This is a genomic window from Pedobacter sp. N36a (genome assembly GCF_014472395.1).
GTDB lineage: Bacteria > Bacteroidota > Bacteroidia > Sphingobacteriales > Sphingobacteriaceae > Pedobacter.
This window is the reverse complement of the sequence record NZ_JACSZW010000003.1, coordinates 90,962-117,847: the sequence shown is the minus strand read 5'-3', so window position 1 is coordinate 117,847 and position 26,886 is coordinate 90,962. Positions and strand designations below refer to the sequence as shown.

At 42.3% G+C, this 26,886-nt stretch carries 22 protein-coding genes; 15 read left to right on the top strand and 7 right to left on the bottom strand.

Translation table 11 applies throughout. The features are described from left to right. Positions 1-35: 35 nt before the first annotated feature. Entirely contained in the window at positions 36-821 is a 786-nt protein-coding gene (gene dapF / locus H9X96_RS06940; RefSeq protein WP_187665611.1) for a diaminopimelate epimerase, read from the top strand. On the opposite strand, the gene H9X96_RS06935 is transcribed toward dapF, so the two are convergent. Both H9X96_RS06935 and H9X96_RS06930 read right to left on the bottom strand, forming a co-directional pair. Further along, positions 822-3,104 carry a helix-turn-helix domain-containing protein gene (locus H9X96_RS06935; RefSeq protein ID WP_187665610.1) on the bottom strand — a complete coding sequence of 761 codons (2,283 nt, stop codon included), beginning with the start codon at positions 3,102-3,104 and terminating at the stop codon, positions 822-824. 186 nt (positions 3,105-3,290) lie between these two features. Continuing rightward, entirely contained in the window at positions 3,291-4,814 is a 1,524-nt protein-coding gene (locus tag H9X96_RS06930) for an arylsulfatase (RefSeq protein WP_187665609.1), read from the bottom strand. A 283-nt stretch (positions 4,815-5,097) separates the two neighbouring features. On the opposite strand from H9X96_RS06930, the gene H9X96_RS06925 reads away from it, so the two are divergent. Together H9X96_RS06925 and H9X96_RS06920 are read left to right on the top strand one after the other, a co-directional pair. Further along, positions 5,098-7,911: an outer membrane beta-barrel family protein gene (locus H9X96_RS06925; RefSeq protein WP_187665608.1), complete on the top strand. Its 2,814-nt coding sequence runs from the start codon at positions 5,098-5,100 to the stop codon at positions 7,909-7,911. 4 nt (positions 7,912-7,915) lie between these two features. Then, the gene (locus tag H9X96_RS06920; protein WP_187665607.1) at positions 7,916-8,692 is read left to right on the top strand and encodes a GLPGLI family protein; all 777 of its coding nucleotides are present in this window, start codon (positions 7,916-7,918) and stop codon (positions 8,690-8,692) included. On the opposite strand, the gene H9X96_RS06915 is transcribed toward H9X96_RS06920, so the two are convergent. From H9X96_RS06915 to H9X96_RS06905, 3 genes are all read right to left on the bottom strand, one after another. Continuing rightward, positions 8,689-9,384: a response regulator transcription factor gene (locus H9X96_RS06915; protein WP_187665606.1), complete on the bottom strand. Its 696-nt coding sequence runs from the start codon at positions 9,382-9,384 to the stop codon at positions 8,689-8,691. The two genes, H9X96_RS06920 and H9X96_RS06915, sit on opposite strands and share 4 nt — an antisense overlap. Before the next feature lie 52 nt (positions 9,385-9,436). Continuing rightward, positions 9,437-11,275, bottom strand: coding sequence for an ATP-binding protein (locus H9X96_RS06910; protein WP_187665605.1), 1,839 nt, complete (start codon positions 11,273-11,275; stop codon positions 9,437-9,439). Between the two features lie 273 nt (positions 11,276-11,548). After that, positions 11,549-11,914 carry a DUF3127 domain-containing protein gene (locus tag H9X96_RS06905; RefSeq protein ID WP_062550689.1) on the bottom strand — a complete coding sequence of 122 codons (366 nt, stop codon included), beginning with the start codon at positions 11,912-11,914 and terminating at the stop codon, positions 11,549-11,551. 72 nt (positions 11,915-11,986) lie between these two features. On the opposite strand from H9X96_RS06905, the gene H9X96_RS06900 reads away from it, so the two are divergent. The 6 genes from H9X96_RS06900 (at position 11,987) to H9X96_RS06875 (ending at position 17,107) form a co-directional block, all read left to right on the top strand. Beyond that, positions 11,987-13,171, top strand: coding sequence for a class I SAM-dependent RNA methyltransferase (locus H9X96_RS06900; protein ID WP_187665604.1), 1,185 nt, complete (start codon positions 11,987-11,989; stop codon positions 13,169-13,171). A gap of 95 nt (positions 13,172-13,266) precedes the next feature. Continuing rightward, positions 13,267-13,527 carry a helix-turn-helix domain-containing protein gene (locus H9X96_RS06895; RefSeq protein ID WP_062550691.1) on the top strand — a complete coding sequence of 87 codons (261 nt, stop codon included), beginning with the start codon at positions 13,267-13,269 and terminating at the stop codon, positions 13,525-13,527. Between the two features lie 61 nt (positions 13,528-13,588). Then, a complete protein-coding gene (locus H9X96_RS06890; RefSeq protein WP_187665603.1) occupies positions 13,589-14,236 on the top strand; it encodes an HD domain-containing protein in 648 nt (215 codons plus the stop codon). A 34-nt stretch (positions 14,237-14,270) separates the two neighbouring features. Further along, positions 14,271-15,296 carry a cell wall metabolism sensor histidine kinase WalK gene (locus H9X96_RS06885; protein WP_187665602.1) on the top strand — a complete coding sequence of 342 codons (1,026 nt, stop codon included), beginning with the start codon at positions 14,271-14,273 and terminating at the stop codon, positions 15,294-15,296. Positions 15,297-15,442: 146 nt separating this feature from the next. Continuing rightward, on the top strand, positions 15,443-16,084 hold the full coding sequence (locus H9X96_RS06880) for a DUF47 domain-containing protein (protein ID WP_187665601.1): 642 nt from the start codon (positions 15,443-15,445) through the stop codon (positions 16,082-16,084). 12 nt (positions 16,085-16,096) lie between these two features. Beyond that, complete coding sequence (locus tag H9X96_RS06875; protein ID WP_062550695.1) at positions 16,097-17,107, top strand: inorganic phosphate transporter; 1,011 nt, start codon at positions 16,097-16,099, stop codon at positions 17,105-17,107. A 130-nt stretch (positions 17,108-17,237) separates the two neighbouring features. Here H9X96_RS06875 and H9X96_RS06870 read toward each other — a convergent pair whose 3' ends face one another. Both H9X96_RS06870 and H9X96_RS06865 read right to left on the bottom strand, forming a co-directional pair. Then, positions 17,238-18,443: a carboxypeptidase-like regulatory domain-containing protein gene (locus tag H9X96_RS06870; RefSeq protein ID WP_187665600.1), complete on the bottom strand. Its 1,206-nt coding sequence runs from the start codon at positions 18,441-18,443 to the stop codon at positions 17,238-17,240. Next, complete coding sequence (locus H9X96_RS06865) at positions 18,433-19,011, bottom strand: RNA polymerase sigma factor (protein ID WP_187665923.1); 579 nt, start codon at positions 19,009-19,011, stop codon at positions 18,433-18,435. Before H9X96_RS06865 ends, H9X96_RS06870 begins: the two co-directional genes overlap by 11 nt. A 99-nt stretch (positions 19,012-19,110) precedes the next feature. Here H9X96_RS06865 and H9X96_RS06860 point away from each other — a divergent pair, with 99 nt between their 5' ends. From H9X96_RS06860 to H9X96_RS06835, 6 genes are all read left to right on the top strand, one after another. Further along, positions 19,111-21,123: a von Willebrand factor type A domain-containing protein gene (locus H9X96_RS06860; protein ID WP_187665599.1), complete on the top strand. Its 2,013-nt coding sequence runs from the start codon at positions 19,111-19,113 to the stop codon at positions 21,121-21,123. Then, the gene (locus H9X96_RS06855) at positions 21,110-21,892 is read left to right on the top strand and encodes a DUF4197 domain-containing protein (protein ID WP_187665598.1); all 783 of its coding nucleotides are present in this window, start codon (positions 21,110-21,112) and stop codon (positions 21,890-21,892) included. Before H9X96_RS06860 ends, H9X96_RS06855 begins: the two co-directional genes overlap by 14 nt. 122 nt (positions 21,893-22,014) lie before the next feature. Continuing rightward, on the top strand, positions 22,015-23,400 hold the full coding sequence (locus H9X96_RS06850) for a DEAD/DEAH box helicase (protein WP_187665597.1): 1,386 nt from the start codon (positions 22,015-22,017) through the stop codon (positions 23,398-23,400). A 19-nt stretch (positions 23,401-23,419) separates the two neighbouring features. Next, positions 23,420-24,700: a replication-associated recombination protein A gene (locus tag H9X96_RS06845; protein WP_187665596.1), complete on the top strand. Its 1,281-nt coding sequence runs from the start codon at positions 23,420-23,422 to the stop codon at positions 24,698-24,700. A gap of 2 nt (positions 24,701-24,702) precedes the next feature. Continuing rightward, positions 24,703-26,181: a DUF5687 family protein gene (locus H9X96_RS06840; RefSeq protein WP_187665595.1), complete on the top strand. Its 1,479-nt coding sequence runs from the start codon at positions 24,703-24,705 to the stop codon at positions 26,179-26,181. After that, positions 26,178-26,876: an ABC transporter ATP-binding protein gene (locus tag H9X96_RS06835; RefSeq protein ID WP_187665594.1), complete on the top strand. Its 699-nt coding sequence runs from the start codon at positions 26,178-26,180 to the stop codon at positions 26,874-26,876. The genes H9X96_RS06840 and H9X96_RS06835 overlap by 4 nt, the downstream gene beginning before the upstream one ends. Positions 26,877-26,886 lie beyond the last annotated feature (10 nt).

Below are 26,886 nucleotides of genomic sequence, written 5' to 3'. Positions count from 1 at the left end.
TTAAAAAATGTTAAAATAAAAACCCCATACCGTTTATGAAAACTAAGTTCTTCAAGTACCAGGGCGCAGGAAATGACTTCATTTTAATTGACAACCGCGATTTATCTTTCCAATATAAGGATAATAATACGGTTTTAGACCTGTGTAACAGGCGTTTTGGAATTGGAGCAGACGGATTAATGCTGCTTCAGAACCATGAAGATTATGATTTCGAGATGTTATACTTCAATGCAGATGGGAAGTTGGGCAGCATGTGCGGGAACGGTGGAAGGTGTATTGTTGCATTTGCCAAGTACCTGGACATCATCGACATAGAGACTGAATTTTTGGCAGTCGACGGCCCTCATTATGCCAAAATTTCAGCTGAAGGCGACTGGGTAAACCTCCAAATGATCAACATAGATACCATCGAAAGAGACGGAGATGCTTATGTTTTAAATACTGGCTCACCACATTATGTGTTGCAGGTGACTGGCTTAAAGGACAAGGATGTATTCACAGAAGGAAAAGCGATCCGCAATAACGACACTTATCAAGCGGAAGGAATCAATGTAAACTTTGTAGAAAATCAAGGTGATCATTTCTTTGTACGCACCTTCGAAAGAGGCGTAGAAGATGAAACTTATGCCTGCGGAACTGGTGTCACTGCCGTAGCCTTATCTATGGCGCAGCACTTAAAACAAGCAGGTCATATCGAAACCCCAATCAAAGTACTGGGCGGTGATTTAACCATCCAGTTTGATTATGATGGTTCAAAATTCAGCAATATATACCTTTGCGGCCCGGCAGTGCAGGTATTCACAGGAGAAGTAAACAGCTAATTACTCTCCTTCTGCAAGGTGTGCGGCCACACCGATTTTAATTTCGCCAAACGTATAGTCCCTACCCAGGTGTTCCCTAATCGGATTCATCTGGAGGGTCTTTAAATCCTGAATGGCCTTCAAAATATTATCAAGCTTCCTTTTGCCAAGAATATCCTTTGCAGAAACCTCATGTTTCGCGACGTAATAAGCCAAATGACCTTCAATAGTACCAATCACCATTTTACGTTCTGAAGCGATCTCCGATAGTGTTTTTCCCGATTTCAGCATTTCCAGAGAAACCTCTTTCGTATCTACCTTTGGTTCCTTTTCTACCTTCGGAGCAGCCGTTTTTCCTTTTGTAGGTTTACCTTTCTTAGCTGTAAAGTCAAGTTTACCCGGAACAGCGAATACTTTTGCCATAGTAGCTGCTCTTTCGGCCTGGCTCATCAATGCGGTCACGTCCTTTTTGGTAAATTCTGTTCCATTAATGGTGGAATTCAACATCGCGGTTGCTTTCCTGATTTTCTTATACTGATCATAAAACAAAGCTTCCATTTCCAGCAGTTCAGTTAAATAGGCGGTGACTTGCTGATCTAGTTTCACCAGTTCCATACGCTCAAAAATCCGCTTGGAGAAGCCAACTACAATCGGGTTAAAATAATTCTCCGCAGCAATCGTACGTTCCAGCAAGGCGGTTCTTCCTTCGGGCGTATCCACAGCGTACATGCGTTGAATCTGCGCAAGGAACTTATTGGCATTGGCCTTCACTTCACTCAGGTCTTTCAACAGCTGCCCAGCCCATTTCACATGCTTCTGCTTCGCAGATTTATTAATGTCTTTGGTATAAGAATGCACATGTTCGTACACATAATTATCCAGCGGAGTCAAATCAAAACATTGCAGCAGGTAGTTTCTCAAAAAGGCATCACTTTCGGTAACGATCTGCGTATCCAGGCTCATCTGACTTTCTTTAGTTTTCGAAAAGAAAGATACATTTTGATCCTGTCGGATACCGGAACCGGAAATCTTAGAAGTCAGGATCAGTCCATCCAAGGAGCGAAGACGGGATAATGCCACATAAATTTGTCCGGGGGCAAAAGCATTCCCGATGTCAATGATGGCCTTATCGAAGGTTAAACCCTGACTCTTATGCACGGTAATTGCCCAGGCCAATTTCAAAGGATATTGGGTAAATGTTCCTGCCAGCTCCTCTTCAATCTCACCGGTCACCTTATCCGTTGTATATTTAATATTCTTCCAGGTATATTTTTCCAGGATAATCTTCTCATTAGTCCCTTCCGCCTGCACCTCAATCAAGTCTGTTCTAAGTTCGGTCACCACGGCAATCTTTCCATTAAAAAAACGCTGTTCGCCGGTAGGGTCATTCTTAATGAACATCACCTGGGCACCTTTTTTAAGCTCCAGAATATGTTCAGCAGGATAAGCATACTCAGAAAAATCGTTCTCCACTTTAGCCGTATACAGATAAGAAGAGGCTTTTAATTCCTCCAGTCTTTCCTTGTTTAAAGCATCCGCTTTGTTATTATGGGTAGTGAGGGTAATGTATTTGTCGCTTACAGTCGGCTTAAAATCGGCCTTATAATATTTGTCCAATAGCGCCACATCCTGAGCCGTCACCTCATTATTGCGGAGGTTATTCAGCAGGTTGATGAACACCTGATCTGCCTGTCGGTAGATTTTCTCCAGCTCAATATAAATCGGAGGGTTGTTCTGCAGCGCCAGCGCATCGAAAAAATAAGCACTGTTGTAAAATTGTCCCATGAGGTTCCATTCCGAAGATTTCACGACTGGCGGAAGCTGGTGCAAATCACCAATAAACAACACCTGTACACCTCCAAAACTAGCCGTATTGTTCCTTCTGATATAGCGCAGGACCATATCGATGGCATCCAGTAAATCTGCACGAAGCATACTCACTTCATCGATGATCAGCAATTCCATATCAATCAGTACTTTCCTTTTTGAGGAAGTCATGTTTAGATGGCGGACAATAGATTTCGGGGTATTGTATTGCTGGTTATAATGATCACCATCTGCAGCCGGAGCTTTGGGCAGATAGGTCCCAAAAGGAAGCTGAAATAAAGAATGAATGGTTACGCCCGCAGCATTGATCGCTGCAATCCCTGTTGGTGCCGCAATCACTGCCTTTTTATGGGTCAGTTCTATCAGGTTACGCAAAAAGGTAGTTTTACCGGTGCCGGCCTTTCCTGTCAGAAAGATGTGTTTAGCAGTATAGTTTACAAATTTAGCGGCAAGCTCGGCGGGGTTTTGTTCAGACATATTATTGGCATCAATTAAAAATAAACCATCTTTAAATTGTTGTGCTCAAAGATAAGAAGAATGCTGTTAATTATTAATGATTAAAAATCAATCGTTTTACGATATAAAATGCCGATTTATACCCAAGGCAAAACGCCTAAAATAAAAACAGCCCGATATTGGATCCGGGCTCTTTTTTAATACTATTTATTTCTTAGATTTAATCTCTTCCAGCAAAGCAGCCATCTCTTTTACCCTTTCCGGATATTTTAAAGCCAGGTTGTTCTTTTCTGCAAGATCTTCTGTTAAATGATACAATTGTGCAGTTGGCAAATTACCCGTTTCAATCCCTACATCCTGCATAAAAGCACCGCCATTACTCGGACTAATATATTTCCAGCCATCTTTCAATAGTGAAAGCGGACCGCCTTGTTCCACAAATACGGACCTGCCTTTTGAAGATTTTCCAAGTAGCGCCTCTAATACATCCTCACTGTCTAGCGCGTCACCAACAGGAATCGGCTGTTGGATCAGCTTAGAAAAAGAAGCCAATAAGTCCATCTGGCTCAGCAATGCGGATGAAACCTGAGGCTTCAGTTGACCTGGCCAGCTCACAATAAACGGAACTCTTGTACCACCTTCTAACGCACTGTATTTTCCACCCCGCAGTACACCTGCAGGCTGATGTCCATTTTGTTTCGTTACTGCTTCATCCTGATAGCCATCGTCCAGTACCGGGCCGTTATCACTGGTAAATACGATCATGGTATTTTTATCAATACCCAGCAATTTCAGCTGTTTCATGATCTCTCCAATCGTCCAATCTAACTGTAAAATTGCGTCCCCACGCAATCCTAGCCCACTCTTCCCTTTAAATCGGGTAGCCGGCATACGCGGCACATGAGGTTCTGTTAAAGCATAGTACAAAAAGAAAGGCTGGTGTTGATTTTTCTCAATAAAGCCCTGAGCAGTACTTAAGAAAGTGGTCGAAACTTCTTCATCTACCCATCTTGCCATTTTACCACCGCTCATGTAACCGATACGGCCAATGCCATTGACGATGGTTTGGTTGTGTCCTTGTCCGGGCGAACTCTGCATTTTCAACAATTCAGGGTGGTCTTTTCCAGTTGGATCATTTCCCACTTTTTGTTTATAATCAACTTCAATAGGGTCATTAGCTTCTAAGGCCAGTACTTTATGGTTTTCCAGGAATACCGTCGGTACGCGGTCTGCAGTAGCAGGAAAGATAAACGAATAGTCGAAACCGACCTCATTAGGCCCTGGTTTCAGTTCCCCGTTCCAATCTTTCTCAACAGCTTCACCGATCCCCAGATGCCATTTTCCGACGATCCCTGTTTGGTACCCTGCTTTCTTAAAAAGATTCGGCAGTGTGGTCTTATCAGTAGGAATGATCAATGCCGCATCACCAGGCAAAATACCGGTTCCTTTTTTACGCCAGGGATATTCACCAGTCATGAAAGCATAACGCGAAGGTGTACAGGTCGCAGAGGTGGCATGGCCATCGGTAAAACGAATGCCTTCCGCCGCCAGACGGTCTAAGTTTGGTGTATTGATCTTTGTGGCGCCATAACAGCCCAGATCACCATAACCGAGGTCATCTGCACAGATATAAATGACATTGGGTACGTTTTTCTTGGGCTTTTTAGCGGTCTGGCCCATGGCCGTACAGGCCAGTGCCATAAAAAAAAGGGTCAATAGGTTCTTATTCATTATGTGTATGATTTAAGCTGGCCCTAAGATAAAAACAAATAGGGGTGGCCAGATAAATTACTTCAGATTTGGATTAATACTCACCTCCGACTGTGGGATAGGCCATAGCTCATCCTCAACGAAACCGGAGAAAAAAGGAGTAAACAAACTTAATCTACTAAAATAGTATATTATAATTCCTAAACATTTATTCCTCTTTAACATAATTTAACATAAAATTATAATCCAATAAAGGTTGTTACTAAAGTTTTAGTTATATATTAGGTTAACCAAATAACCTGAAATGAAACTGAAACTTTATCTACTGTATTTTCTCTGTTCCTGCTCTTTTCTAGCACGTGCTCAAAGCAATTATGAAGTGAAAGGTATAGTCACTGACACCGCGGCGACTTACAAAATGGTAAACACCACAATTACCATCTTAAACGCTAAAGATTCTACCCTCGTTAAGTATACGAGAGCAGATGCGGAAGGCGCCTTTAGACTACATCCGCTAAAAGCTGGAAAATTTATTGTCCTGGTCAGCTACCCCGGCTATGCCGACTACGTGGAAGACTTTCACCTGGACTCGCTCAAAAAAACACATGACTTCGGCCGATTGAACCTGATGTTAAAATCAACCTTACTGAACGATGTGATCATCAAAGGAAAAATCAACGCCATAAAAATGAAGGGCGACACCACCGAATTTGATGCCGCAGCTTATGTGATTCAACCCAATTCGAAAGTAGAAGACCTGCTCAAGCAACTTCCAGGGATCACCATAGATCAAGATGGAAAAATCACCGCCCAGGGTAAAGCCGTGAATAAAGTATTGGTAGATGGAGAAGAATTTTTTGGAGACGACCCTACCCTAGTCACTAAAAACCTCCGCGGCGATATGGTAGATAAAGTGCAGCTCTTCGATAAAACCAGCGATCAGGCGGCATTTACCGGCATCGATGATGGAGAAAAAGCAAAAACCATTAACATCAAACTGAAAGAAGACAAAAAGAATGGTTATTTCGGAAAAATTGATGGGGGAATGGCTACAGAGGACCTCTATCAGGGCCAGGCCATGATTAACATTTTCAAAGGAAGAAAGAAAATGGCAGCCTACAGCACCCTTGGAAATACAGGAAAGACAGGTTTATCCTGGGGCGACCGCGATAAATTTGGTTCCAGCAATCTACAGGTGGGCGACGATGGCCGGCTTTTTTTCAATGCAGACCGAAATGACGACGGCCTGGATACCTACGATGGGCAATACGGTGGTGAAGGACTGCCATCTACCAAAAATGGCGGTGCACATTTTTCCAATAAATGGAACAAAGACAAGGAAAGCATCAATACCAATTATAAAGCAGGAATGATTGATGTATCAGGGGATAAAAACACCTTGACACAAAAAAACCTCCCTCCAGGCTCAGATGTAGAAACCCCCACCATCTACAGTGTTTCTAATGAAACTTCCGAAAAACATCTCTTCCGTCAAAAATTAGATGGGATGTACACGATCAATATGGATTCCAGCTCCACCATTAAGGTCAGCCTGAATGGGACCATTAAGAACAGTCGGTCGGAAAGTGAATATTTTGAAAGCAGTACCCGTGCAGACGGAACCGCCCTGAACAACAACAAACGGTCTTTGAGTAATAAAGGAGATCAGAGAGAACTGAATGCTAGTCTTTTCTATTCCAAAAAACTTCGTAAAAAAGGAAGAACATTCTCGATCAGCATCGCGCAGAGTGCCAATGAAAACAACAATACCGGCTTCATCAATTCCCTGGTACGGAATTTTGACCTGAATGGTGATTTCAAAGATGAAACACCCATAGATCAATATAAGACCAATTACATCAGAAGTTCCGTACACAATACGAATGCAACGTATTCAGAACCGCTGTCCAAGGCATGGTCGGTGGTATTCAACTATGGTCTATACCTGAGCAAGGACCATTCTGACCGGAAATCATTCAATAAAAATACCGTTGGCGATTATCACCTGCTGGACGAAGAATTCAGCAATAAACTGGACCTGGATCAGGTAAACAATCAGGTAGGTGCGTTTTTCAATTTAAACAAAAACAAATCTGTGCTAAACTTCGGAACCAAGGTCAACGATGTACACCTGAAACAGCTGGATGGCTATACGAATGAGCGCCTGAAAAGAGATTTTTTCAACTGGAGCCCTTCGGCTACTTACCGCTATAACTTTAGTCAGCAACGGTCATTTCGCTTCAACTACAACGGATATACCAGTCAGCCGAGCATCAGTCAGCTGCAAGCGGTAAAAGTGAATACTGACCCGCTTAACATTTACATTGGAAATGCAGACTTAGACCCATCATTTAACCACTCTTTCAGTACCAATTACAGCAGCTATAAAGTCATGACTTCTGAGGCTATCTATGCTAGTTTTTACTATAACTTCAGTACAAATGCGATTGTGAACAGCACCATAACCGACGAAAACGGCAAAAGCACCTATCAGCCAATCAATCTAGATGGAAAAACACCTAGTAATTATAACCTATACCTGGATTACAACAGAAAAATTAACCTGTTTGGTTTAAATGTGGGCGCAAATGCAAGCTTCAATGGATCTAACAATTACAGCATGATCAACCAGGCTTTCAATACCACAAAAAACAGGACTTACAGAACGGGGCTCTCAATCTCCAAACGGGATGTAAAATCGTATAACATTTACCTTTCAGGCGGACCAACGTATACCTTCAGCAAGGCGTCTTTAGACACCAGGTCCGACAATAGCGGCTGGGGTGCCAATGGAAATATGAGCATCAATGTGTACCTGCCAGGAAAAGTAGAGATCAACACCGGTGGGAACTACGAATACAGGGGAAAAACGCCGGCCTTGCAGCAAGAGTTTGAGCGATTGATATGGAATGCGGCCATCAGCAAGAAGTTTTTCAAAAAGGAAGACCTGCAGCTTAGACTTTCCGGCAATGACTTGCTGAATCAGAATACGGGTTTTGAAAGAAGTGCCAATGCCAACCTCATTACCGAAAGACGCTACAATACCATAAAAAGATATTTCATGCTGTCCCTGATTTGGGATTTCAATAAAATGGGCGGATCAGCAGCTAAACCATAATCAAATGAAAAACACTTTAATTACCCTCCTATTACTGCTCGGTTATACGGGCTACCTATCTGCACAGAATGTGCGGTTTGCGACTAGCGGCATGATTGATTTTGAAAAGAAAATCAACATGTATGCCATTATCAAAAAAACCATCAACAAAGACAATGAAGGTTATATGCAGACTGCTTTTGACCAGTATAAGAAGAACCAGCCTCAGTTCAAAATCCTGAAAAGCACCCTGGCATTTTCTAATGACCAGACCCTGTTCAGCCCATTGGAGGACACGCAAAAAGACGCAAACGGCTTTTGGGGCAGCGACCCTAATGTGCTTCAGAACAACATTATATTTTCTAATTTATTCAGCCATACCTTCATCACTCAGAAAAAGGTATATGAAGAAACCTTCCTGGTCAAAGACAGTTTACGAAAAATCAATTGGAAGCTCACTTCTGAAACCCGAGAAATTGCAGGATATGAATGCAGAAGAGCCAATGCCATCATCATGGATTCTATTTATGTGGTGGCCTTTTACACGGACAAGATCCCTGTCTCCGGTGGTCCGGAGTCTTTCAATGGTTTACCAGGCATGATTCTGGGCGTCGCATTGCCGCATGAAAACATCAGCTGGTTTGCGACCAGTGTCAAGGACAGACCCCTTAACGCAGCCGAACTAAAAGCACCGGTAAAAGGCAAATCTATGAATACGAAGGGACTGAATGACACGTTGAATGGCGTCATGAAAAGGTGGGGCAATTACGCCCAAACCATTCTGAAAGCCCTTACCCTTTAATTGACGAGTAATTTATAGCCCTTTCCATGCACATTTAGGATCTCTACCTTAGGGTCTTCCCTAAGGTACTTCCTTAATTTGCTCAGGAACACGTCCATACTCCGGCCGTTAAAATAATTGTCGTCATGCCAGATGCTGAGTAAAGCCTCTTCCCTGGTCAGTACCGCATTTTTCTTTAAGCAGAGCAATTGCAGCAATTCAGCTTCTTTAGTGCTGAGTTTCTGCTGCTGCCCTTTATAGTGAATTAGCTGAGTAGTGTAATCAAAGGTATAATCCCCAATTTGAAATTGCGTTTCTACGGGCGCTGCTTCTACCACTTCTTTGGTCGTTACACGCTTTAATAAGGCATTGATGCGCAACAGCAGCTCTTCAATACGAAAAGGTTTAGTGATGTAATCATCGCCGCCTAGGTCGTAAGCAGAAGCTTTGTCTTCCATCATGGCTTTTGCCGTGGCAAAGATAATCGGGACCTGCTGATTGATCTTTCTGATCTCTTTCCCCAGTGTGAAACCATCTTTCTTAGGCATCATGACATCCAAAATGCAAAGGTCAAATTCCTGCTTTGAAAAAGCTTTCAGCCCCTCCTCTCCGTCTATACATAGGACCACCTCAAATTTCCCTTTCAATTGCAGGTAATCTTGCAAAAGCAAACCCAGGTTCGGATCATCTTCTACCAACAGAATTTTTTTCATCAGCTTTTATTGTTTTTATGGGTTATGAAGCCATCATAGGAGGATGGTTTCATTAGTTCCGGTTTAAGGGTAAAATAATTTCAAAGACGGTACCTTTGTCTTTTTCACTGTGCACTTTAATTTTCCCATCCATCTGTTCGATGATGTCCTGGACATAGTTCAGACCCAGCCCAAATCCTTTCACATCATGTAAATTTCCAGTGGGCACTCTATAGAACTGATCAAAAATACGTTTTGTCTCGTCGTTGCTCATGCCAATTCCCTCATCAGCTACTTCAATAATAAGATTTTTATGGTTAATCCTAGTACTGATTGTAATTTTAGGGACGCCCATACTGTATTTATTGGCATTGTCTATCAGGTTATAAATCACATTGGAAAGGTGCAATTCATCCGCATAAATAAAGGGAGGCATGGCATCCAGTTTCAGCTCCAGTTGTGTGCCTTTCTTTTGTAATTGCAGGTCCATACTGTCGACCACCACCAGAATGAGCTCATTGATATTTAAAACGGTTTCTTCTAGTTTCAGTTCTTTCTTCTCCAGTCTGGCGATACTCAATACCCTTTCAATGTGATTTCCCAATCGTACATTTTCATCATATATGATGCCTGCCAATCTTTTCACCCTGGTTTTATCCTCAGTGATCTCCGGATCTTTCAGCGCCTCACTGGCAATCATAATGGTAGCCACAGGGGTTTTAAACTCATGCGTCATATTGTTGATGAAATCAGTTTTCATCTCCGAAATTTTCTTTTGCTTTAAAATCGTGTAAATGGTATAGGCAAAAATGAACACCAGCACCAGTAATAGCGCTGCTGAGGTGGCCATCGTTACGCTCAGATTGCTAAAGATCAAAGAATCTTCTTTGGGAAACGTGATGTATAACATTCCTGGATCTCTAAAAATATCATTGCTGAACAACGTGACCTTATGGACGTTTGAAGGAACAGGTACGATGCTTTCATTAGACACTTTGCGGTAGAGCACAGAATCTTTATTAGCCAGCTTCACCCAAAAATCATAATCAAGTTTAATGTTCCTGTTGAGAAGCTCGGTTTTGATCAGCGTATCGAGTACATCTCTGGGCACCCGCTCATCAATCGGTACATTTTCCTGGCGCATTTCCATCGCTACATCTTCCAGATAATTGAGGCTATTAGTTTTGATGATGACCGTATCCGTTAAAAGGTCTTTAAAAGCCCTTTGGAATTTTTCATTTTCAATCTCATCCTGACTTCTGAATTTGGCAGCCATTTCTGGCGAAACACGTGGCAGTGTAATCAGGAGTGGTTTTTTACTAAAAGGATTAAAGGCGAGGTAGCGGATACTATCGGGCAGTTTATCAGTAGAAACCTTAAAGGTTTGTGCTTTTTCCGGAATATAGGTTTGATTGACATTTGCCGTGATCACATTTCCTGCTTTATCCACCCCAAAATTCATGTCTACCTGCAAAGGGGATTTCTTATCGTCGTCCAAGGTAGACATCGACAGGTATTCTTTTTCAGTGATGATCATCGGGCGCAGGTAATTGTTGCGGATCACACTGTCCTGCATATTCAAGTCGGCAATGATTTTTTTCTGCTGCTCCAGCTTGCGGCGTTCTTCTTTCAGCTTGTGCTGCTCTTTGAAGTCCACCAGGATCTGTGCTTTATCCCGCAGCTCTGCTTCCCGCTCTTCCTTAAGCTGATCTTCTTTTTTATTCAGATGGGTGGCGGCATATCTTTTCTGCACCTTGCTTACTACTGCATTCAAGGCCTGACTGACATCCTGTTCGAAAAGCTGAGATTTTAGGGCATAAGCCTCCCTGATGTAATACAGCTGCATTACAAATACGCCAAGCAAAGCTATGGTCATTAGAGCGGTGATCAACCAAAGGCTTCTTTTTTTCATTGTGAGATTTCAAAAATAAATAAGGCGGAAGGATAAACCGGCTTATTTAACACTTTTTAACATGCTGAATTTCCTAAAATTACAGCGATTAACCTGAGATGATTACTTTTAATTTATAAAATGAAAAAAAAGGAGGAAATAGCCAAGTAGTGATCGGGAAGAGAAGGGCATTAACCAGCTTGCTGCACAGCAGCCAAAAACAGGACAAAAATAAAGCCTGTCCGAAGGATCGGACAGGCTCGTTTGGTCAATTTGTTTATTTAAAAAAGATCTTTAGAAAGGAAGATCATCTTCCTCACCTGGAGCATTGTTCAAATCTGCTGGTGGAGCATAAGCTGGCGTTGCTGCAGCAGCTCCTGGAGTTAAGGCATTGATACGCCATACGACCAGACTATTGAAATATGATGTTTTTCCTGTTTTATCAGTCCATGGACGACCGCGTAAGTTAAAAGAAACTTCTACATCATCACCAGTTTTTAAGCTGTCGAATAAAGCCGTTTTATCTTGTAAAGCTTCAAATCTGATGTACTCTGGATAAGTAGGATTTTCTGCGTATTCTATAATCAGGTCACGTTTCTTAAAAGTCTCACTCACCTGTTGTAATGCACCAATTTCATGCACTTTTCCTTTTATTTCCATAACAATTACTGTTTTATTCTTTGACAAAGTTCAAATCTCTATATTTTTATTGATAACTTCGCACAATATATTATGCAAGTTTTCCACACAAAAAGCAAGGTTATCTTAACCTGCAACAAGCGATTATCGCCATATCTACAGGAAGAGGTTAAAGCCCTGGGCTACACTATTGTTAGGGATTTCCCTACCGGCGTGGAGTTAAATATAACCCTAACGGAATGCATCAAGCTGAATTTAAACCTGAGGTGCGCCAGTCAGATTTTATATTGCTTAAAAAGCTTCAAAGCCAATAACCCGGAAGAACTGTACCGAGAGCTGGTAGATATGGAATGGGAATCGCTGATTGATTTCTCCGGATACTTCTCGGTGACTTCAAATGTGGATAACCCAACCATCACCACGCCGCTTTTTGCCAATCTAAAAGTAAAAGACGCAATAGTTGACCGCATTAAAGACAAAAAAGGAATTCGTCCAAATTCAGGATCAGATGCCAACAAAGCAGTGGTTCATTTATACTGGAAAGATAGCGAAGCGGACATCTTTCTGGACACTTCCGGAGAAACTTTAGCCAAACATGGTTACCGTAAAATCCCTGGAAAAGCACCGATGTTAGAAGCATTGGCCGCTGGTGTGATCATGAGTACGCAATGGGATCAAAAATCACCATTCGTGAATCCGATGTGCGGTTCAGGAACATTGGCGATTGAGGCCGCTTTATTGGCGACTAACCGTAGACCTGGATTGTTCCGCATGAACTATGGTTTCATGCACATCCTGGGTTATGATGAAGAAGTGTTCTTTGCGGAACGCCGTATTCTAAAAGAACAGGTGATTAAAAACATTGACCTGACGATTATTGCGACAGATCTTTCCGAAGATGCCGTTGAAGTGAGCCGTAAAAACGCGCAAACTGCCGGTGTCGATACCCTGATTACTTTTGAAGTCTGCGATTTCGCAGAAACCAAAGTTCCTGAAGGTGGAAAAGGCGTAGTTGTTTTCAATCCGGAATACGGAGAGCGTCTGGGCGTACATTCGGTACTGGAAGCTACTTATAAAAGAGTGGGTGATTTTATGAAACAGGAATGCAAAGGTTATTTCGGATATATCTTTACCGGTAATCCAGACCTTGCGAAAAAAATAGGCCTTAAAGCCACCAAAAAGATCGAATTTTACAATGGTAAACTGGATTGCCGCATGCTGGAATATGAGTTGTATGATGGTACCAGAAGAGCTGATCCAAAGGAAATAATAGCGTAAACTAGAGAAATTCGTTTTTTTTCTTTTTTTACATCTATTCTTGTTTAGTTTACGTTTATACAGTAGAATAAACGTAAACTAAACTTCCCAAGACTATGAATGAGCAACTCGAAATTAACGTTAGAGAGATTCCAACCACGATCAAAAAGATCAGGAAAATCAAATCCTTAACTCAGGAGTACCTAGCAGCAAAGCTCCACATCTCTCAAAATGCCTACAGTAAAATTGAACTAGGCCACAGTAAACTTACCGTAGAACGATTGTGTCAAATCGCCGGCATCCTGGATGTCAAACCCAACCAACTTCTTTATTTTAAGCCCGCAGAATTCGTTGAAGCACTTAGAGCTTCGGGTTAATTCTACAAATCATTTTTTCCTGTGGGTGATTTCAGATACTTTTGCAGCAAAGCAAAATGATATGAATGAGATCCTGGAACAGACCATCGCCTTTGTTAAAAAAATTTTAGCAGGAGCAGAAGCCGGGCATGATTGGTTTCACATTGAACGTGTGTACAAGAATGCCCAGCTTATCAACCAAGCAGAAAAAGGCGACGCACTTATTGTGGCACTTGCTGCACTGTTACACGACATCGCCGACCCAAAATTTAACAATGGGGATGAAGAAATCGGTCCGAAAATGGCTGGGGATTTTCTGACTGAACTGGGGCTTGACGCTGTGCAAATTCATCATGTGCAGCAAATCATCAGAAACCTCAGCTACAAAGCAAGTCTTGGTACCATCACTTTCCAATCCAGAGAACTGGATATTGTACAGGATGCCGACCGTCTGGATGCCATTGGTGCCATTGGCATCGCCCGAGCATTTACCTATGGCGGTTATAAAAACAGGGTATTATACAATCCTGAGATCGCGCCAGACCTGAACATGAGCAAGGAAGTTTACAAAAACTCTACCGCTCCTACCATCAATCATTTTTATGAGAAGCTATTGAGATTGAAAGACCTCATGAAGACCGATACCGGAAAAGAAATTGCCGCAGAGCGTCATGATTTTATGCTGGTTTATCTGGACCATTTCTATAAAGAGTGGGAAGGAAAGATTTAACGTTTAATTTAAATCTAAGTTGTAAATTGCCTGCATGAAGTTGAGCGTCCTCGTTTTAATTGCTGCGTTTGCAGTGGGTCTTTCTATAGGCCTGGTGAATTTCTATTTCCAACAGAGCTGGTATTTTATGGCCATATCTTTTGGGGTGGCTTTTATGACCAGTTTCATCGTATTTTACTACCTGCTGGAGAAATACATTTACTCTAAAATCGTACTGATCTATAAGATGATCCACAATTTAAAATTGGGGAAAGACTTAAAAGATGCACTTGGAGAGTATGTGAGCAGCGATCCCATCAATGACGTGGAACAGGAAGTAAAAGAATGGGCAGGTGCTAAAAAACGTGAGATTGAGATCCTGAAAAAACAGGAACAGTTCAGAAGAGAGTTTTTATCGAATGTTTCTCATGAGTTTAAAACGCCTCTATTTGCCGTACAAGGCTATATAGAGACGTTGCAGGACTGCCTGCTGGATGATCCGGAAATGGCGCAGAGGTTCCTGAAAAAGGCTGAAAACAATGTAGAACGTTTAAGCTACCTGATCAGCGATCTGGATTCCATCTCTAAATTAGAATCCGGAGAGATTCCGATCAACTATACCAAGTTTGACTTTGTACTCCTGGCTAAAGAAGTAATGGAAGGCCTGGAAGACAAGGCAAAAAAAAAGAACATCACCATCTCCTTCAAGGATAAATATACCCACCCCGCTTATGTAAATGCGGATAGGGAAAAAATTCGCCAGGTGATGATCAACCTGATTCAGAATTCCATCAAATACGGGAAGGAAAATGGCTCTACGGCTATAAAAATCTTCGAACTTCATGACCAGTATCTGATCGAAGTGACGGATGACGGGATTGGAATTGAAGAGAAACACCTCCCTCGATTGTTCGAACGTTTCTACCGGATTGATTCTCACAGGTCTAGACAAGAAGGCGGTACCGGACTTGGCCTTGCCATCGTAAAACACATTCTAGAGGCACATCAACAGATTATTTCCGTAAGAAGTACTTTACAAATCGGGACCACTTTTGCCTTTACCCTGCAAAAGATTGGTTAACAATGATAAAGCTTTTTCAAAATAACTTAACACTTAACATTAACTTAACATTACACTCATACTTTTGTATCATATTTTATAAGTAGGATGATCAGGGCATTATGCAGTGTTTCATCTGACAATTAAAACAAAATATAATATAACAGATGAATAGCATTTTTAAGTTCTTCACGCCAAAAGACAAAAAATTCCAGCCATTATTCGAACAGGCAGGCAGCAATGTATTAAAAATTTCTGAAGCCCTATTGCTTGCCCTTAGTGCAACAGATATGGAAAGAAGAAAGGAATACATCAAAGAAGTAGAACGTTTAGAGCATGTTGGTGACGACATTACGCACTCGATCTTCTTAGAACTCAGCAAGAATTTCATTACCCCATTCGACAGGGAAGATATCCATGCATTAGCGAGTGCCGTTGATGATATTGCAGATTATATTCATGCTTCGGCAAGTAACATTGAACTTTACAATATTGTAAATATTGGTGATGCGATGATCAAACTAGCAGAATTGTTAGTGGAAATGTGTACTGATTTGGACAAAGCGATTAAAGAATTAAGAAGTTTCAAAAACATCCGAGTGATTGCTGATGCTTGTGTAAGAATCAATAGCGGTGAAAATCAAGCTGACTATGTGACGAACCTTGCGATTGCTCGTTTATTCGAATTTGAGACTAATGCAATTGAACTGATCAAACAAAAAGAAGTACTGCAGACCTTAGAAATGGCTACAGATAAATGTGAAGATGCAGCAAATGTGTTGGAATCTATTTTGGTAAAGAACGCTTAAACCTTCAATAAAATGGTAACTACCTTATTAGTCGTTGTAATTGTCCTGGCAATTGCCTTCGATTATATCAATGGCTTTCATGATGCAGCAAATTCTATTGCTACCATTGTATCTACGAAAGTATTATCACCTTTTCAGGCAGTATTATGGGCCGCGCTCTTCAATTTCGCTGCCTATTTTTATTTCACTGACCATAAAGTAGCCAACACCATTGCAAAAACGGTAGTGGAAAACTTTATTACCCTGGAAGTGATCCTTGCCGGCCTACTGGCAGCCATCACCTGGAATCTTTTTACCTGGTGGTTTGGTATTCCTTCCAGTTCTTCACATACCCTGATTGGTGGTTTTGCGGGTGCTGGTATGGCTAAAGCATTCACCTTAGGTGTTGGCGTAATGGAGGCCATTAACCTTGCTCCAATACTGAAAGTAGTGGCCTTTATTGTGCTCGCTCCGGTAATTGGTATGGTGATCTCCGTGATTATATCTATTATTATCCTTCATATTTCCAAAAATGCACGCCCCTCTGTGGCGGAGAAATGGTTCAAAAGATTACAGCTAATCTCTTCTGCTGCCCTCAGTTTTACACACGGTGGTAATGATGCTCAAAAAGTAATGGGGATCATTTATGTAGCGATGGTGGCTGCAAATGTCCTTAAAACTGGCGATACTATGCCAGAATGGATTCCAATCTCCTGTTATGCGGCAATCGCATTAGGCACCATGAGTGGTGGCTGGAAAATTGTGAAAACAATGGGTTCTAAAATTACTAAAGTGAATGCTTTTGAAGGGGTAGCCGCAGAAACTGCAGGTGCCGTGACTTTAGGAATCACCGAACATTTTGGTATACCAGTATCTACTACACACACAATCACAGGCTCGATTGTTGGGGTAGGTTTACTGAAAAGAGTATCCGCAGTGCGCTGGGGAGTAACCGTGAGCTTATTATGGGCATGGGTATTGACCATTCCAGTATCTGCTACGCTTGCTGCAATTGTATACAGTGTGATCCACCTTTTCTTTTAATCGTTAAAGAACAAAACATGATAAAAATAATATCGGGAGTACATCCCATAAAAAAACCGGAACGCTTAAAGTGTTCCGGTTTTTTTTTATAAAGGTAATTTATCTTTTCATTTGCTATTGGCCCAACTGGCTAGAACTTTATGCCTAACTTCAGCCTTGCTTTAGGATCCGCAGGCAGTTCCCATTTAGGCCCTTCTGAGATTAACCTGATCGCTTCTTTTTCATATTTCGCACCAAAGGTCCGGAGTATTTTAAAGTCGTAAGGCCGACCATCTTTTCCGATTGCGAAGCTGAGTTCTAAAGTTGCACCAAGCGTGCTTTCTTTAGTCAGCTGATTGTTGTCCTGAAGATATTGCTCGTATTTAGCCCAGCCCAACACCGGCTTTGCAGCAGGAGCAGGATTCAATTCTTTTTTCAAGGTAATATCCAGCGGTTCATTCAACCGTACCACAAGCTGTTCAGGTACATAACCCTGGTGAGTCAAGGCAAGCGTATACACTTTCCCAATACTATCGGCAGGAATCTTGAATTCCCCGTTAATACCTGTGATTGCGACACCTCCTACCGCAGCCTGCAAGGCTTGTACTGCTACACCAGACAGGGGTTTTCCATCCACATCTGAGACCACTTTTCCTTGTATCATAGGCGCGGGAACGGCCCTTATGCGCATAGATTTTGCCATCGGACTGGACATCACATCGCTTGCCATCGCGTTATTGGAAATGGCATCCGATGCTTGCGCAGTGGATAGCATTTCCTTGTTCCTGGCTACATTTGCTTTTTTCTGCGTATTTGCCGCATAGCTGTTCGTCTTTGCGGCCTGAACAGCTGCTTCGATCACTGCTTCTTTAGCGGCCACATCCACAGATGCACCTGCAGTCGCTGCTGCTGCTTCAGTACTTTCTGCGATTTTATTTTTTGCCAATGCGCCCTGGTCTGGAGGGACTACCGTTCCAGCAGCAGGATTTAAGTTGACTTCTACTTCTTTTCCTTGTTTAGCCAGCTGATTTTGCTGTGCCACTTCTTTCATCCAGAAGACTACGCTCACCGCGATAAACAATACTGCAGCCGTTGCCGCAATACTCAGTCGCTGCCAGGTGATCACTTTTGTTTTCTTCTCTGCCTGATGATCAGCAATGCGATCCTGCAATTGTTTCTGCAGTAAAGAAATCGACGCTAAAGAGCGTTTAGGCGAAGCACTCAGTCCGGCCAAAGCTTCTGCCACGAAAGGATCTTCGAGCGCTTCCCGCTCCACCCTATTCATGGTTTTGGCATCAAGCTTACCGTCCAGGTAATCTTCTAAAACTGCTATATCTAACCAATCGTTATTCACCACTATTTTTTTCTATACAAATTTTCAAGTTCCGCTTTCCATTCTGGATATAACTCTTCACCTTCAACATTTCATATCCGGTAAGGTCTGCAACTTCTTTATAACATTTCTCTTCCAGGTAGAACAATTGCACACTAATGCGCTGCTCTTCCGGCAGTTTCTCCATACACCTTTCCATCACAGTCAGTTTCTCTTCCTTTGTATCATCGATATCAAGATGCACAAATTCCGTGTTTTCCACAAAAGTATCCTCCATGGAAACGGTGGTATGCTTGGAATTTTTACGGATGGCCATCAAACAATAGTTTCTGGATAGCACATGAAGCCAGCTTTTGAAGTTCTGCACTTCATGGATTTTCAGTTTGACCACCAGTTCTTCAAAGATCTGCATGACCGCATCCTTACTCTGCTCTTCATCTTTCAGGTAATTGAGGCAAACCCCAAATACCAGGTGCATGTATTTATTGTAAAGCTGGCCCAATGATTCCAGGTCGCCGCTGACTTTATATCGGGCAATTAAAGCAGCATCGTTCTGCTCCTGAATTCTGGTATTGTTTTTAATAAATTTCAATTGCGGTATGGAACATAATTCGATCAAGTATAAAAATATTTTCTGATAAAGGTGTGGAAATTCTTCAAAGCTTACATCATTCTGGAAATCAATGAAATTATGAGAAACCTATTCTTCCCCCTTTTCCTGGTACTCGTGCTGCTGGGATTTAATGCTTCCGCAATCAAGAAAATACAAGGTAAAGTGATTGGAAATGGCGCTGGGATTGCCAACGCGACGGTCAGCAATCTTTCCGGCAGCAGATCAGCCGCTACAAATCGAGCTGGTGAATATACCATCATCGTTGAAGATGGCGATCAGGAATTACGGTTTCAAGCTCCGGGATACTATAGCCAAAGACTCAGCATCGGAACAAAAAGCATCCTGAATGTGAAGTTGACCATTGATCCCCCTGCGGCAAAAAAACTGGCCGCAGAAGAAATAGCAAGAAATAAAGCAAAGCTGATCCGGATACAGGGAAATGCGATTAAAGATCCAGGAAGGAGAACTCTGGAAGGAGATCCATCGGCAGACATCGCAGCGTATCGCATCACCACTACCGGAAGCCCTGGAGTGATGGCCAGCGAAGCAGGAACAATCCTATCGAAACCTGCTGTGAGCCGGATGCAGATCAGGAGCATTGAGCGCAATGAATTCCGTTCAAAAAGTAATACCGAAAGCTATAAACCTATTCAGGAAAATGGCTTCATCGCTCCCAACAAAACACCGCTTTCTACCTTTTCCATAGATGTAGATGCGGCAGCCTATAGTAATGTACGCCGTTACCTGAACAATGGTGCATTGCCGCCTAAAGATGCAGTGAGAACGGAGGAGATGATCAACTATTTTAATTATGATTATCCGCAGCCTGAGGGAAATGATCCGGTAAACATCGGCACAGAAATCGCAGCTACGCCCTGGAATCCCCAACACAAACTGGTAAAAATCTCCCTGCAGGCCAAGCGCATCAATACCGCTGCTTTGCCGGCTGCCAACCTGGTGTTCCTGATCGACGTATCTGGTTCTATGGCCCAATCGAATAAACTACCGCTGTTGATTTCTTCTTTCAAATTGTTAACTGATCAATTGCGTCCGAACGACCGCGTTGCGATTGTCGTGTATGCCGGCAGAACAGAACTGGTCTTGCCTTCTACCCCGGGTTCAGCAAAGACCACCATTAAAGATGCTTTGAATAAGTTGATGGCAAGTGGTTCTACCGCTGGTGGACAGGGTTTACAAATGGCTTATAAAGTTGCCGCAGAAAATTTCATCAAAAAGGGGAATAACAGGATCATTCTTGCCACAGATGGGGATTTCAATGTGGGTGCTTCCAGTGATCAGGAAATGGAAAGTCTGATTGAAGAAAAAAGAAAAAGTGGCATCTTCCTGACCGTACTGGGTTATGGAATGGGCAATATCAAAGACAGTAAAATGGAAATACTGGCTGATAAAGGCAATGGCAATTATGCGTACATCGACAATATCTCAGAAGCTAGAAAAGTACTGATTAATGAATTTGGCGGCACTCTATTTACGGTGGCAAAGGATGTGAAATTACAGGTAGAATTCAATCCTTCAAAAGTGCAGGCCTATCGTCTAATTGGTTATGAAAACCGCTTATTAGCAGATGAAGATTTTAATAACGACCTGAAAGATGCTGGCGATATGGGTGCGGGACACACGGTAACGGCCTTCTATGAAGTGATTCCTTTTGGCGTAAAAAGTGGTTTTACGCCTTTCATTGACCCTTTGAAATACCAGAAATTTGAACCCATGTCCAGCAATAATGGCAGTCCGGAAATACTGACCGTTAAGCTCCGCTACAAACAACCGGATGGCCATCAGAGTAAGTTACTACAAAAAGCAGTGCTGAATACCAATTCGCCATTTGAGAATGCCTCAGAAAGCTTCCGCTTTGCGGCGGCTGTAGCAGAATTTGGTTTGTTATTACGACAATCGGAATATAAACGCGATGCCAATTATGAGCAGGTCATCCGCATGGCACAGGCTGCAAAGGGGAAAGATACAGAAGGGTACCGCGCTGAGTTTATAAATTTAGTAAAGTCAGCTGCTTTATTGGCCAAAGATTTGCTTAGTATTGAAAACACAAACAAATTCAATGAAAAGAACTAGCATTTATTTGCTCGCCACCTGCCTGATCAGTCTCAGCAGTATCGAAGCGCAAAGTCAGACAAAACTTGGCAATATTTTAAAAAAAGTAACTGCAGCCTCAAAACCTGCGACAACCAATAAAGCCAATAGTGTAACTGGAACAACGGGCACTCCAAGTACTTCAGAAATCGGCTTTGGAATTAAAGAAGCACTGGAATTAGGGATCGGCAGAGGCGCAGATTTATTATCAGCAAAAGACGGATTTATGGGCAATGCTGCCGTAAAAATCCTTTTTCCACCAGAAGCGGAAAAAGTAGAAAAGACCTTACGCAGCGTTGGTTTAGGTTCTCTTGCCGATAATGTGGTACTGAGCTTAAACAGGGCTGCTGAAGATGCGGCGAAAGAAGCAAAGCCAATTTTTGTTTCGGCCATCAAACAGATGACCATTGCTGATGCGACTAATATTTTATTGGGTCAGCAGGATGCGGCGACCAATTATTTTAAAAGAGTGACCACGGCACAGCTGATGGAGAAATTTGAACCGGTAATTACGAATAGCCTGAGTAAAGTTGGTGCCGCAAAATATTGGGGCGATGCGACTAAGCAATACAATAAACTGCCAATGGTGAAGCCGGTAACTACCGACTTGTCCAGCTATGTAGCACAAAAAGCCATTGATGGTATGTTTATACAGGTGGCTCAGGAAGAGCTTAAAATCAGAGACAATCTGGGTGCCAGGTCTACCCCGCTTTTGCAAAAAGTGTTCGGCTATGCCGATCAGAAAAAATAAACCGCATGGGCTTATAAATTAATAATCAAGCCCATGCAACTACTGAGCCTTCGAAAAAACATTAGACAACTAATGAATAAAAGGTTACTTTTATAGGATAATAATAACAACATAGAAGTATATTGGATTTCAAAGATTTTAATTTTAACCCTGATTTATTAGAGGGTTTATTAGCCATGGGTTTTCGCAATGCGACACCCATTCAAACAGCAGCTATTCCGCTAATTCTAGATAAAAAAGATTTAATCGCCTGCGCACAAACAGGTACCGGGAAAACTGGTGCTTATCTGCTGCCGATCATGAACATGATCAGCATGACGGAAAATCGCCATAACAATACCTTGATATTGGCGCCTACACGTGAGCTGGCACAGCAAATAGATTTACAGGTAGAAGCACTTTCTTATTTCACCAACATCAGTTCCTTAACCGTTTATGGTGGTGGAGATGGGATCGCTTATGAGCAGCAAAAACGCTCTATGCGCGAAGGTGTAGACATCATTATTGCCACTCCGGGACGTTTAATCTCCCACCTTTCCTCAGGACTCCTGAAACTGGATCAGTTGCAGCACCTGGTACTGGATGAGGCAGACAGAATGCTGGACATGGGTTTTTATGATGACATCATGCGCATCGTCAGTTTCCTTCCAAAGAAAAGACAAACGGTATTGTTCTCCGCAACCATGCCGCCTAAAATAAGAACGCTTGCCGGTAGATTGCTCCACAATCCGGAACAAATCAGCATTGCTATTTCTAAACCCGCAGCTGGAATTAACCAGCAGGCCTATATGGTTCATGACTCCCAGAAAGTAAAATTACTGACGGAGCTGATGAAAAATGTAGAGTTCCCAAGCATCCTGATTTTTGCTTCTACGAAGGAAAAAGTAAAGAATCTGGGTAAGGTTTTCCGTGGATTAGGATTCAAAGCAGAAGCCTTCCATTCGGACCTCGGTCAGAAAGAACGTGAAGCCATTTTATCAGAGTTCAAGAATAAACGTGTTCCGGTGCTGATTGGAACAGATGTTTTATCCAGAGGTATTGATGTGGAAGGAATTAGCCTGGTGATCAATTTTGATGTGCCTCATGATCCGGAAGATTATATCCACAGGATCGGAAGAACAGCAAGAGCAGCCACTACAGGTACCGCAATCACCCTGGTGAATGAAAAAGACAAGCGCAAATTTGCGAATATTGAAAAACTGATTGACAAGACGATCGACAGAATGCCACTTCCTGAACATTTTGGAGAAGTTCCGGCAGATGCACCAGAAAGTCCATCAGAGAAAAAGTATAACCGCAAGAAACCGCAGCGTAAAGTTTGGGGCAAAAAACCTAAAGGAAAAAGCTCAGCTGCTCCGAAGACTGCTGATACTGCTGTTGCAAACCAAACGGCTGCGCAAACTGTTGATGTAAATCCAGGTCAGGCTCCTGCTGATACCAATAGAACAACAAGTACGGTCGGTACTGCAAATCCTATTTCGGGTGATGCAAGTCCGACGAAAGAATAGGAATAAAAACTTACTGACTATGCAAAACCTACCTCCTTTAGCAGAGCGTATGCGCCCTCAAAATCTGGATGAATATGCGGGTCAGCAACATTTAGTAGGTCCTGATGCTGTATTGCGTAAAGCCATTCAAAGCGGGCAGCTCCCATCAATGATTTTTTGGGGGCCGCCGGGTGTTGGGAAAACTACACTTGCTTACATTATATCTCAAACTTTAGACCGTCCCTTTTTTAATCTCAGCGCCATCAATTCCGGTGTAAAAGACATCAGGGACGTAATCGACCGGGCGGCAGCGCTCAAGAATAGCTTCATGGGTCTTCCGATTCTCTTTATTGATGAGATCCACCGCTTCAGCAAATCACAGCAAGACAGTTTACTGGGTGCCGTAGAAAGAGGATTGGTGACGCTGATTGGCGCAACCACAGAAAACCCTTCTTTTGAGGTGATCTCGGCTTTACTGTCCCGCTCGCAGGTTTATATCTTACAATCGCTGAACGAAGAAGAACTTTCCGGCTTATTACAAACCGCAATTCAGCAGGATACCGTGCTGAAAGAAAAGAAAATTACGATTAAAGAACATGAGGCGCTGATTCGCTTATCTGGTGGTGACGCCAGAAAGCTCTTGAATGTACTCGAGATCGCCATCAATGGTATTGGTGGGGAGAAGATTGTGCTGACTAATGAAAATGTGCTAAAGCATGCCCAGCAGAACCTGGCTTTATATGATAAGGCCGGTGAGCAGCATTATGACATCATTTCTGCTTTTATAAAAAGTATCCGGGGCAGTGATCCCAATGCCGCTGTGTACTGGCTCGCTAGGATGATTGAAGGTGGTGAAGATCCTTCTTTTATCGCCAGAAGGTTATTGATCCTCGCTTCTGAGGATATCGGCAATGCCAATCCCAATGCACTTTTACTGGCTAATAACTGTTTTCAGGCAGTCAATGTAATTGGTTATCCGGAATCCAGAATCATTCTTTCACAAGCGGTTACCTATTTGGCTTCTTCGGCAAAAAGTAATGCTGCCTATGAAGCGATAAATAAAGCACAGGCTTTGGTGAAACAAACCGGCAATCTGCCAGTCCCATTACATATACGGAATGCCCCTACTAAGCTGATGAAAAATATCGGATACGGTAAAGACTACCAATACGCTCACGGCTTTGAAGGCAACTTCTCGGAGCAGGAATACTTTCCTGATACCTTGAGCGGCACCAAGCTATATGACCCGGGAAAGAATCCTGCAGAAGAAAAATTACGGGAGAAACTACGACAAAACTGGAAAAACAAATATAATTATTAATTATGCGCTCGACTTTTCTAGACCATCAATGGAAAGCCTTCTGGCGATCAAAAAATAAAGGTGGAACAATTGCGACGCAGCTGTTCATCGGATTTATAGTAATCTATCTGCTGGGAGTCGCTATTTTCCTGGGTATAGGTTTAGAAATATTTATTGCGAAAGCCTTCCCTGATAAGGATGTATTTGTAGTTTTCAACGGATTGATCCTTTATTATTTCGCCATTGATTTCCTCATGAGGATGCAATTGCAGGAATTGCCTACGCTGAGTATTGTCCCCTATCTCCATTTGAGGATTCCAAAAAGAAAGATTGTTAATTTCTTAAATATAAGGGCACTATTTTCTGCTTTTAATATCTTACCGCTATTCTTATTCCTGCCATTCTGCTTTACCGCGATTGCTAGTGTATACAGTCCGCTCATAGCCTTGATGTATTTCATAGCCATTATTTCGTTGGTGGTCTTTAACAATTATGCCGCGTTATATATCAAAAGACTGAGTATACAGCACCTGAAATTGGTACCGATCATGTTGGTGCTGATTGTTGGACTGGGTTTATTGGAATACTTCAAAGTGTTCTCTATTTCGGCAATTTCAAATGCGGTTTTCAATTATATTGCAGATCATCCCTTCGCCGCATTGGGCTTTACCTTTTTGGCGGTAGCGATGTTTATAGTCAATGCCAGGTACCTGCGCAACAACCTGTACGCAGAAGAATTGAGCAGTACGGAGTCAGTAAAAACCAGCACAGATTATCCTTTTCTGGATCGTTTTGGAAAGGTTGGCGCCTATACAGCCCTGGAGATCAAACTTATTCTGAGAAATAAAAGAAGCCGATCGGCAGTGACTATGAGTCTGCTGTTTTTGCTCTATGGCTTCCTTTTTTATAAAAAGGAGCTGCTGGATAAAGACAACCTGAACCTCATGCTTTTTGCCGCCATATTCATGACAGGCAATACCATTAGTATATACGGGCAGTTCATGTTTGGCTGGCAGTCTGCACATTTTGATGGCTTAATGGCTAATAAAATTGATATCAAAGACTTTATCCGGGCAAAATTCCTATTATTCACCTTATTCTCCACATTCACCACATTGGTGGCCTGTTTATATGGCCTCATGAACTGGAAGATTCTGGTCATTCAATTTGCAGCCTATTTTTATAATATAGGGATAGGAACCATTGTGGTCTTGTACTTCGCTACCCGAAATTATCGGGCGATGGACTTAACTAAGGGTTCCAGTTTTAATTTCCAAGGCGTAGGTGCTTCCCAGTGGGTATTGGGATTGCCTTATTTTTTAATGCCCTACCTGATTGTCCTTCCCTTTTCGCTGAACGGCCATCCTTACTGGGGACTACTGGCATTGGGATTATGTGGCCTTTCCGCCGCCCTGACCCGTGAGTTCTGGGTAAATTTTTTAGCGAAAGAGTTTAATAAGAGAAAATACAAAATTACAGCAGGCTTTAGAGAAAAATCATGATCCTAGAAATTTCAAACTTAAAAAAGACCTACGGTAACCGTACTGTAGTTAATATTGAATTCCTACAGCTCCATGCTGGGGAAACAGTGGGGATTGTAGGTAACAATGGTGCCGGAAAAACCACAATGTTTAGAATGGTATTAGACCTGATTCGTCCTACGGAAGGAGCAGTTCGCTCTAAAGGAGAGCTGATCGGTCAAAATGATCAGTGGAAAGATTATACTGCTTCCTACCTCGATGAGGGTTTTTTAATTGATTACTTGACCTCAGAAGAATATTTCATGTTTATCGGCGGCCTTCATCAGATGACTGCAGCCCATGTAACGGATTACCTCCTTCAATTTCAAGATTTCTTTAATGGCGAAATTCTAAATAAAGGCAAGTATATCAGAGACTTCTCTAAAGGGAATCAAAATAAAATAGGGATTGCTGCTTCGCTAATGCAAAATCCGGAGCTCTTGATTTTGGATGAGCCTTTCGCCAATCTGGATCCAACCACACAGATCCGATTGAAAACATTGATCAAGTCGCTGAAGGCGGAACGTCAGATGGCGACCCTAATTTCCAGTCATGATTTGAACCATGTAACTGACGTATGTGACAGGATCATCCTAATGGAAAAAGGGCTGATTATCAAGGACCTGCAGACTACAACCAACACTTTGACGGAGCTAGAAGCCTACTTTGCAGAATAGCAAAAAGTAT

Coding starts and splice junctions, on each gene's coding strand:
- dapF (WP_187665611.1), top strand. CDS start 36: ATGAAAACTAAGTTCTTCAAGTACCAGGGCGCAGGAAATGACTTCATT.
- H9X96_RS06935 (WP_187665610.1), bottom strand. CDS start 3,104: ATGTCTGAACAAAACCCCGCCGAGCTTGCCGCTAAATTTGTAAACTAT.
- H9X96_RS06930 (WP_187665609.1), bottom strand. CDS start 4,814: ATGAATAAGAACCTATTGACCCTTTTTTTTATGGCACTGGCCTGTACG.
- H9X96_RS06925 (WP_187665608.1), top strand. CDS start 5,098: ATGAAACTGAAACTTTATCTACTGTATTTTCTCTGTTCCTGCTCTTTT.
- H9X96_RS06920 (WP_187665607.1), top strand. CDS start 7,916: ATGAAAAACACTTTAATTACCCTCCTATTACTGCTCGGTTATACGGGC.
- H9X96_RS06915 (WP_187665606.1), bottom strand. CDS start 9,384: ATGAAAAAAATTCTGTTGGTAGAAGATGATCCGAACCTGGGTTTGCTT.
- H9X96_RS06910 (WP_187665605.1), bottom strand. CDS start 11,275: ATGAAAAAAAGAAGCCTTTGGTTGATCACCGCTCTAATGACCATAGCT.
- H9X96_RS06905 (WP_062550689.1), bottom strand. CDS start 11,914: ATGGAAATAAAAGGAAAAGTGCATGAAATTGGTGCATTACAACAGGTG.
- H9X96_RS06900 (WP_187665604.1), top strand. CDS start 11,987: ATGCAAGTTTTCCACACAAAAAGCAAGGTTATCTTAACCTGCAACAAG.
- H9X96_RS06895 (WP_062550691.1), top strand. CDS start 13,267: ATGAATGAGCAACTCGAAATTAACGTTAGAGAGATTCCAACCACGATC.
- H9X96_RS06890 (WP_187665603.1), top strand. CDS start 13,589: ATGAATGAGATCCTGGAACAGACCATCGCCTTTGTTAAAAAAATTTTA.
- H9X96_RS06885 (WP_187665602.1), top strand. CDS start 14,271: ATGAAGTTGAGCGTCCTCGTTTTAATTGCTGCGTTTGCAGTGGGTCTT.
- H9X96_RS06880 (WP_187665601.1), top strand. CDS start 15,443: ATGAATAGCATTTTTAAGTTCTTCACGCCAAAAGACAAAAAATTCCAG.
- H9X96_RS06875 (WP_062550695.1), top strand. CDS start 16,097: ATGGTAACTACCTTATTAGTCGTTGTAATTGTCCTGGCAATTGCCTTC.
- H9X96_RS06860 (WP_187665599.1), top strand. CDS start 19,111: ATGAGAAACCTATTCTTCCCCCTTTTCCTGGTACTCGTGCTGCTGGGA.
- H9X96_RS06855 (WP_187665598.1), top strand. CDS start 21,110: ATGAAAAGAACTAGCATTTATTTGCTCGCCACCTGCCTGATCAGTCTC.
- H9X96_RS06845 (WP_187665596.1), top strand. CDS start 23,420: ATGCAAAACCTACCTCCTTTAGCAGAGCGTATGCGCCCTCAAAATCTG.
- H9X96_RS06840 (WP_187665595.1), top strand. CDS start 24,703: ATGCGCTCGACTTTTCTAGACCATCAATGGAAAGCCTTCTGGCGATCA.
- H9X96_RS06835 (WP_187665594.1), top strand. CDS start 26,178: ATGATCCTAGAAATTTCAAACTTAAAAAAGACCTACGGTAACCGTACT.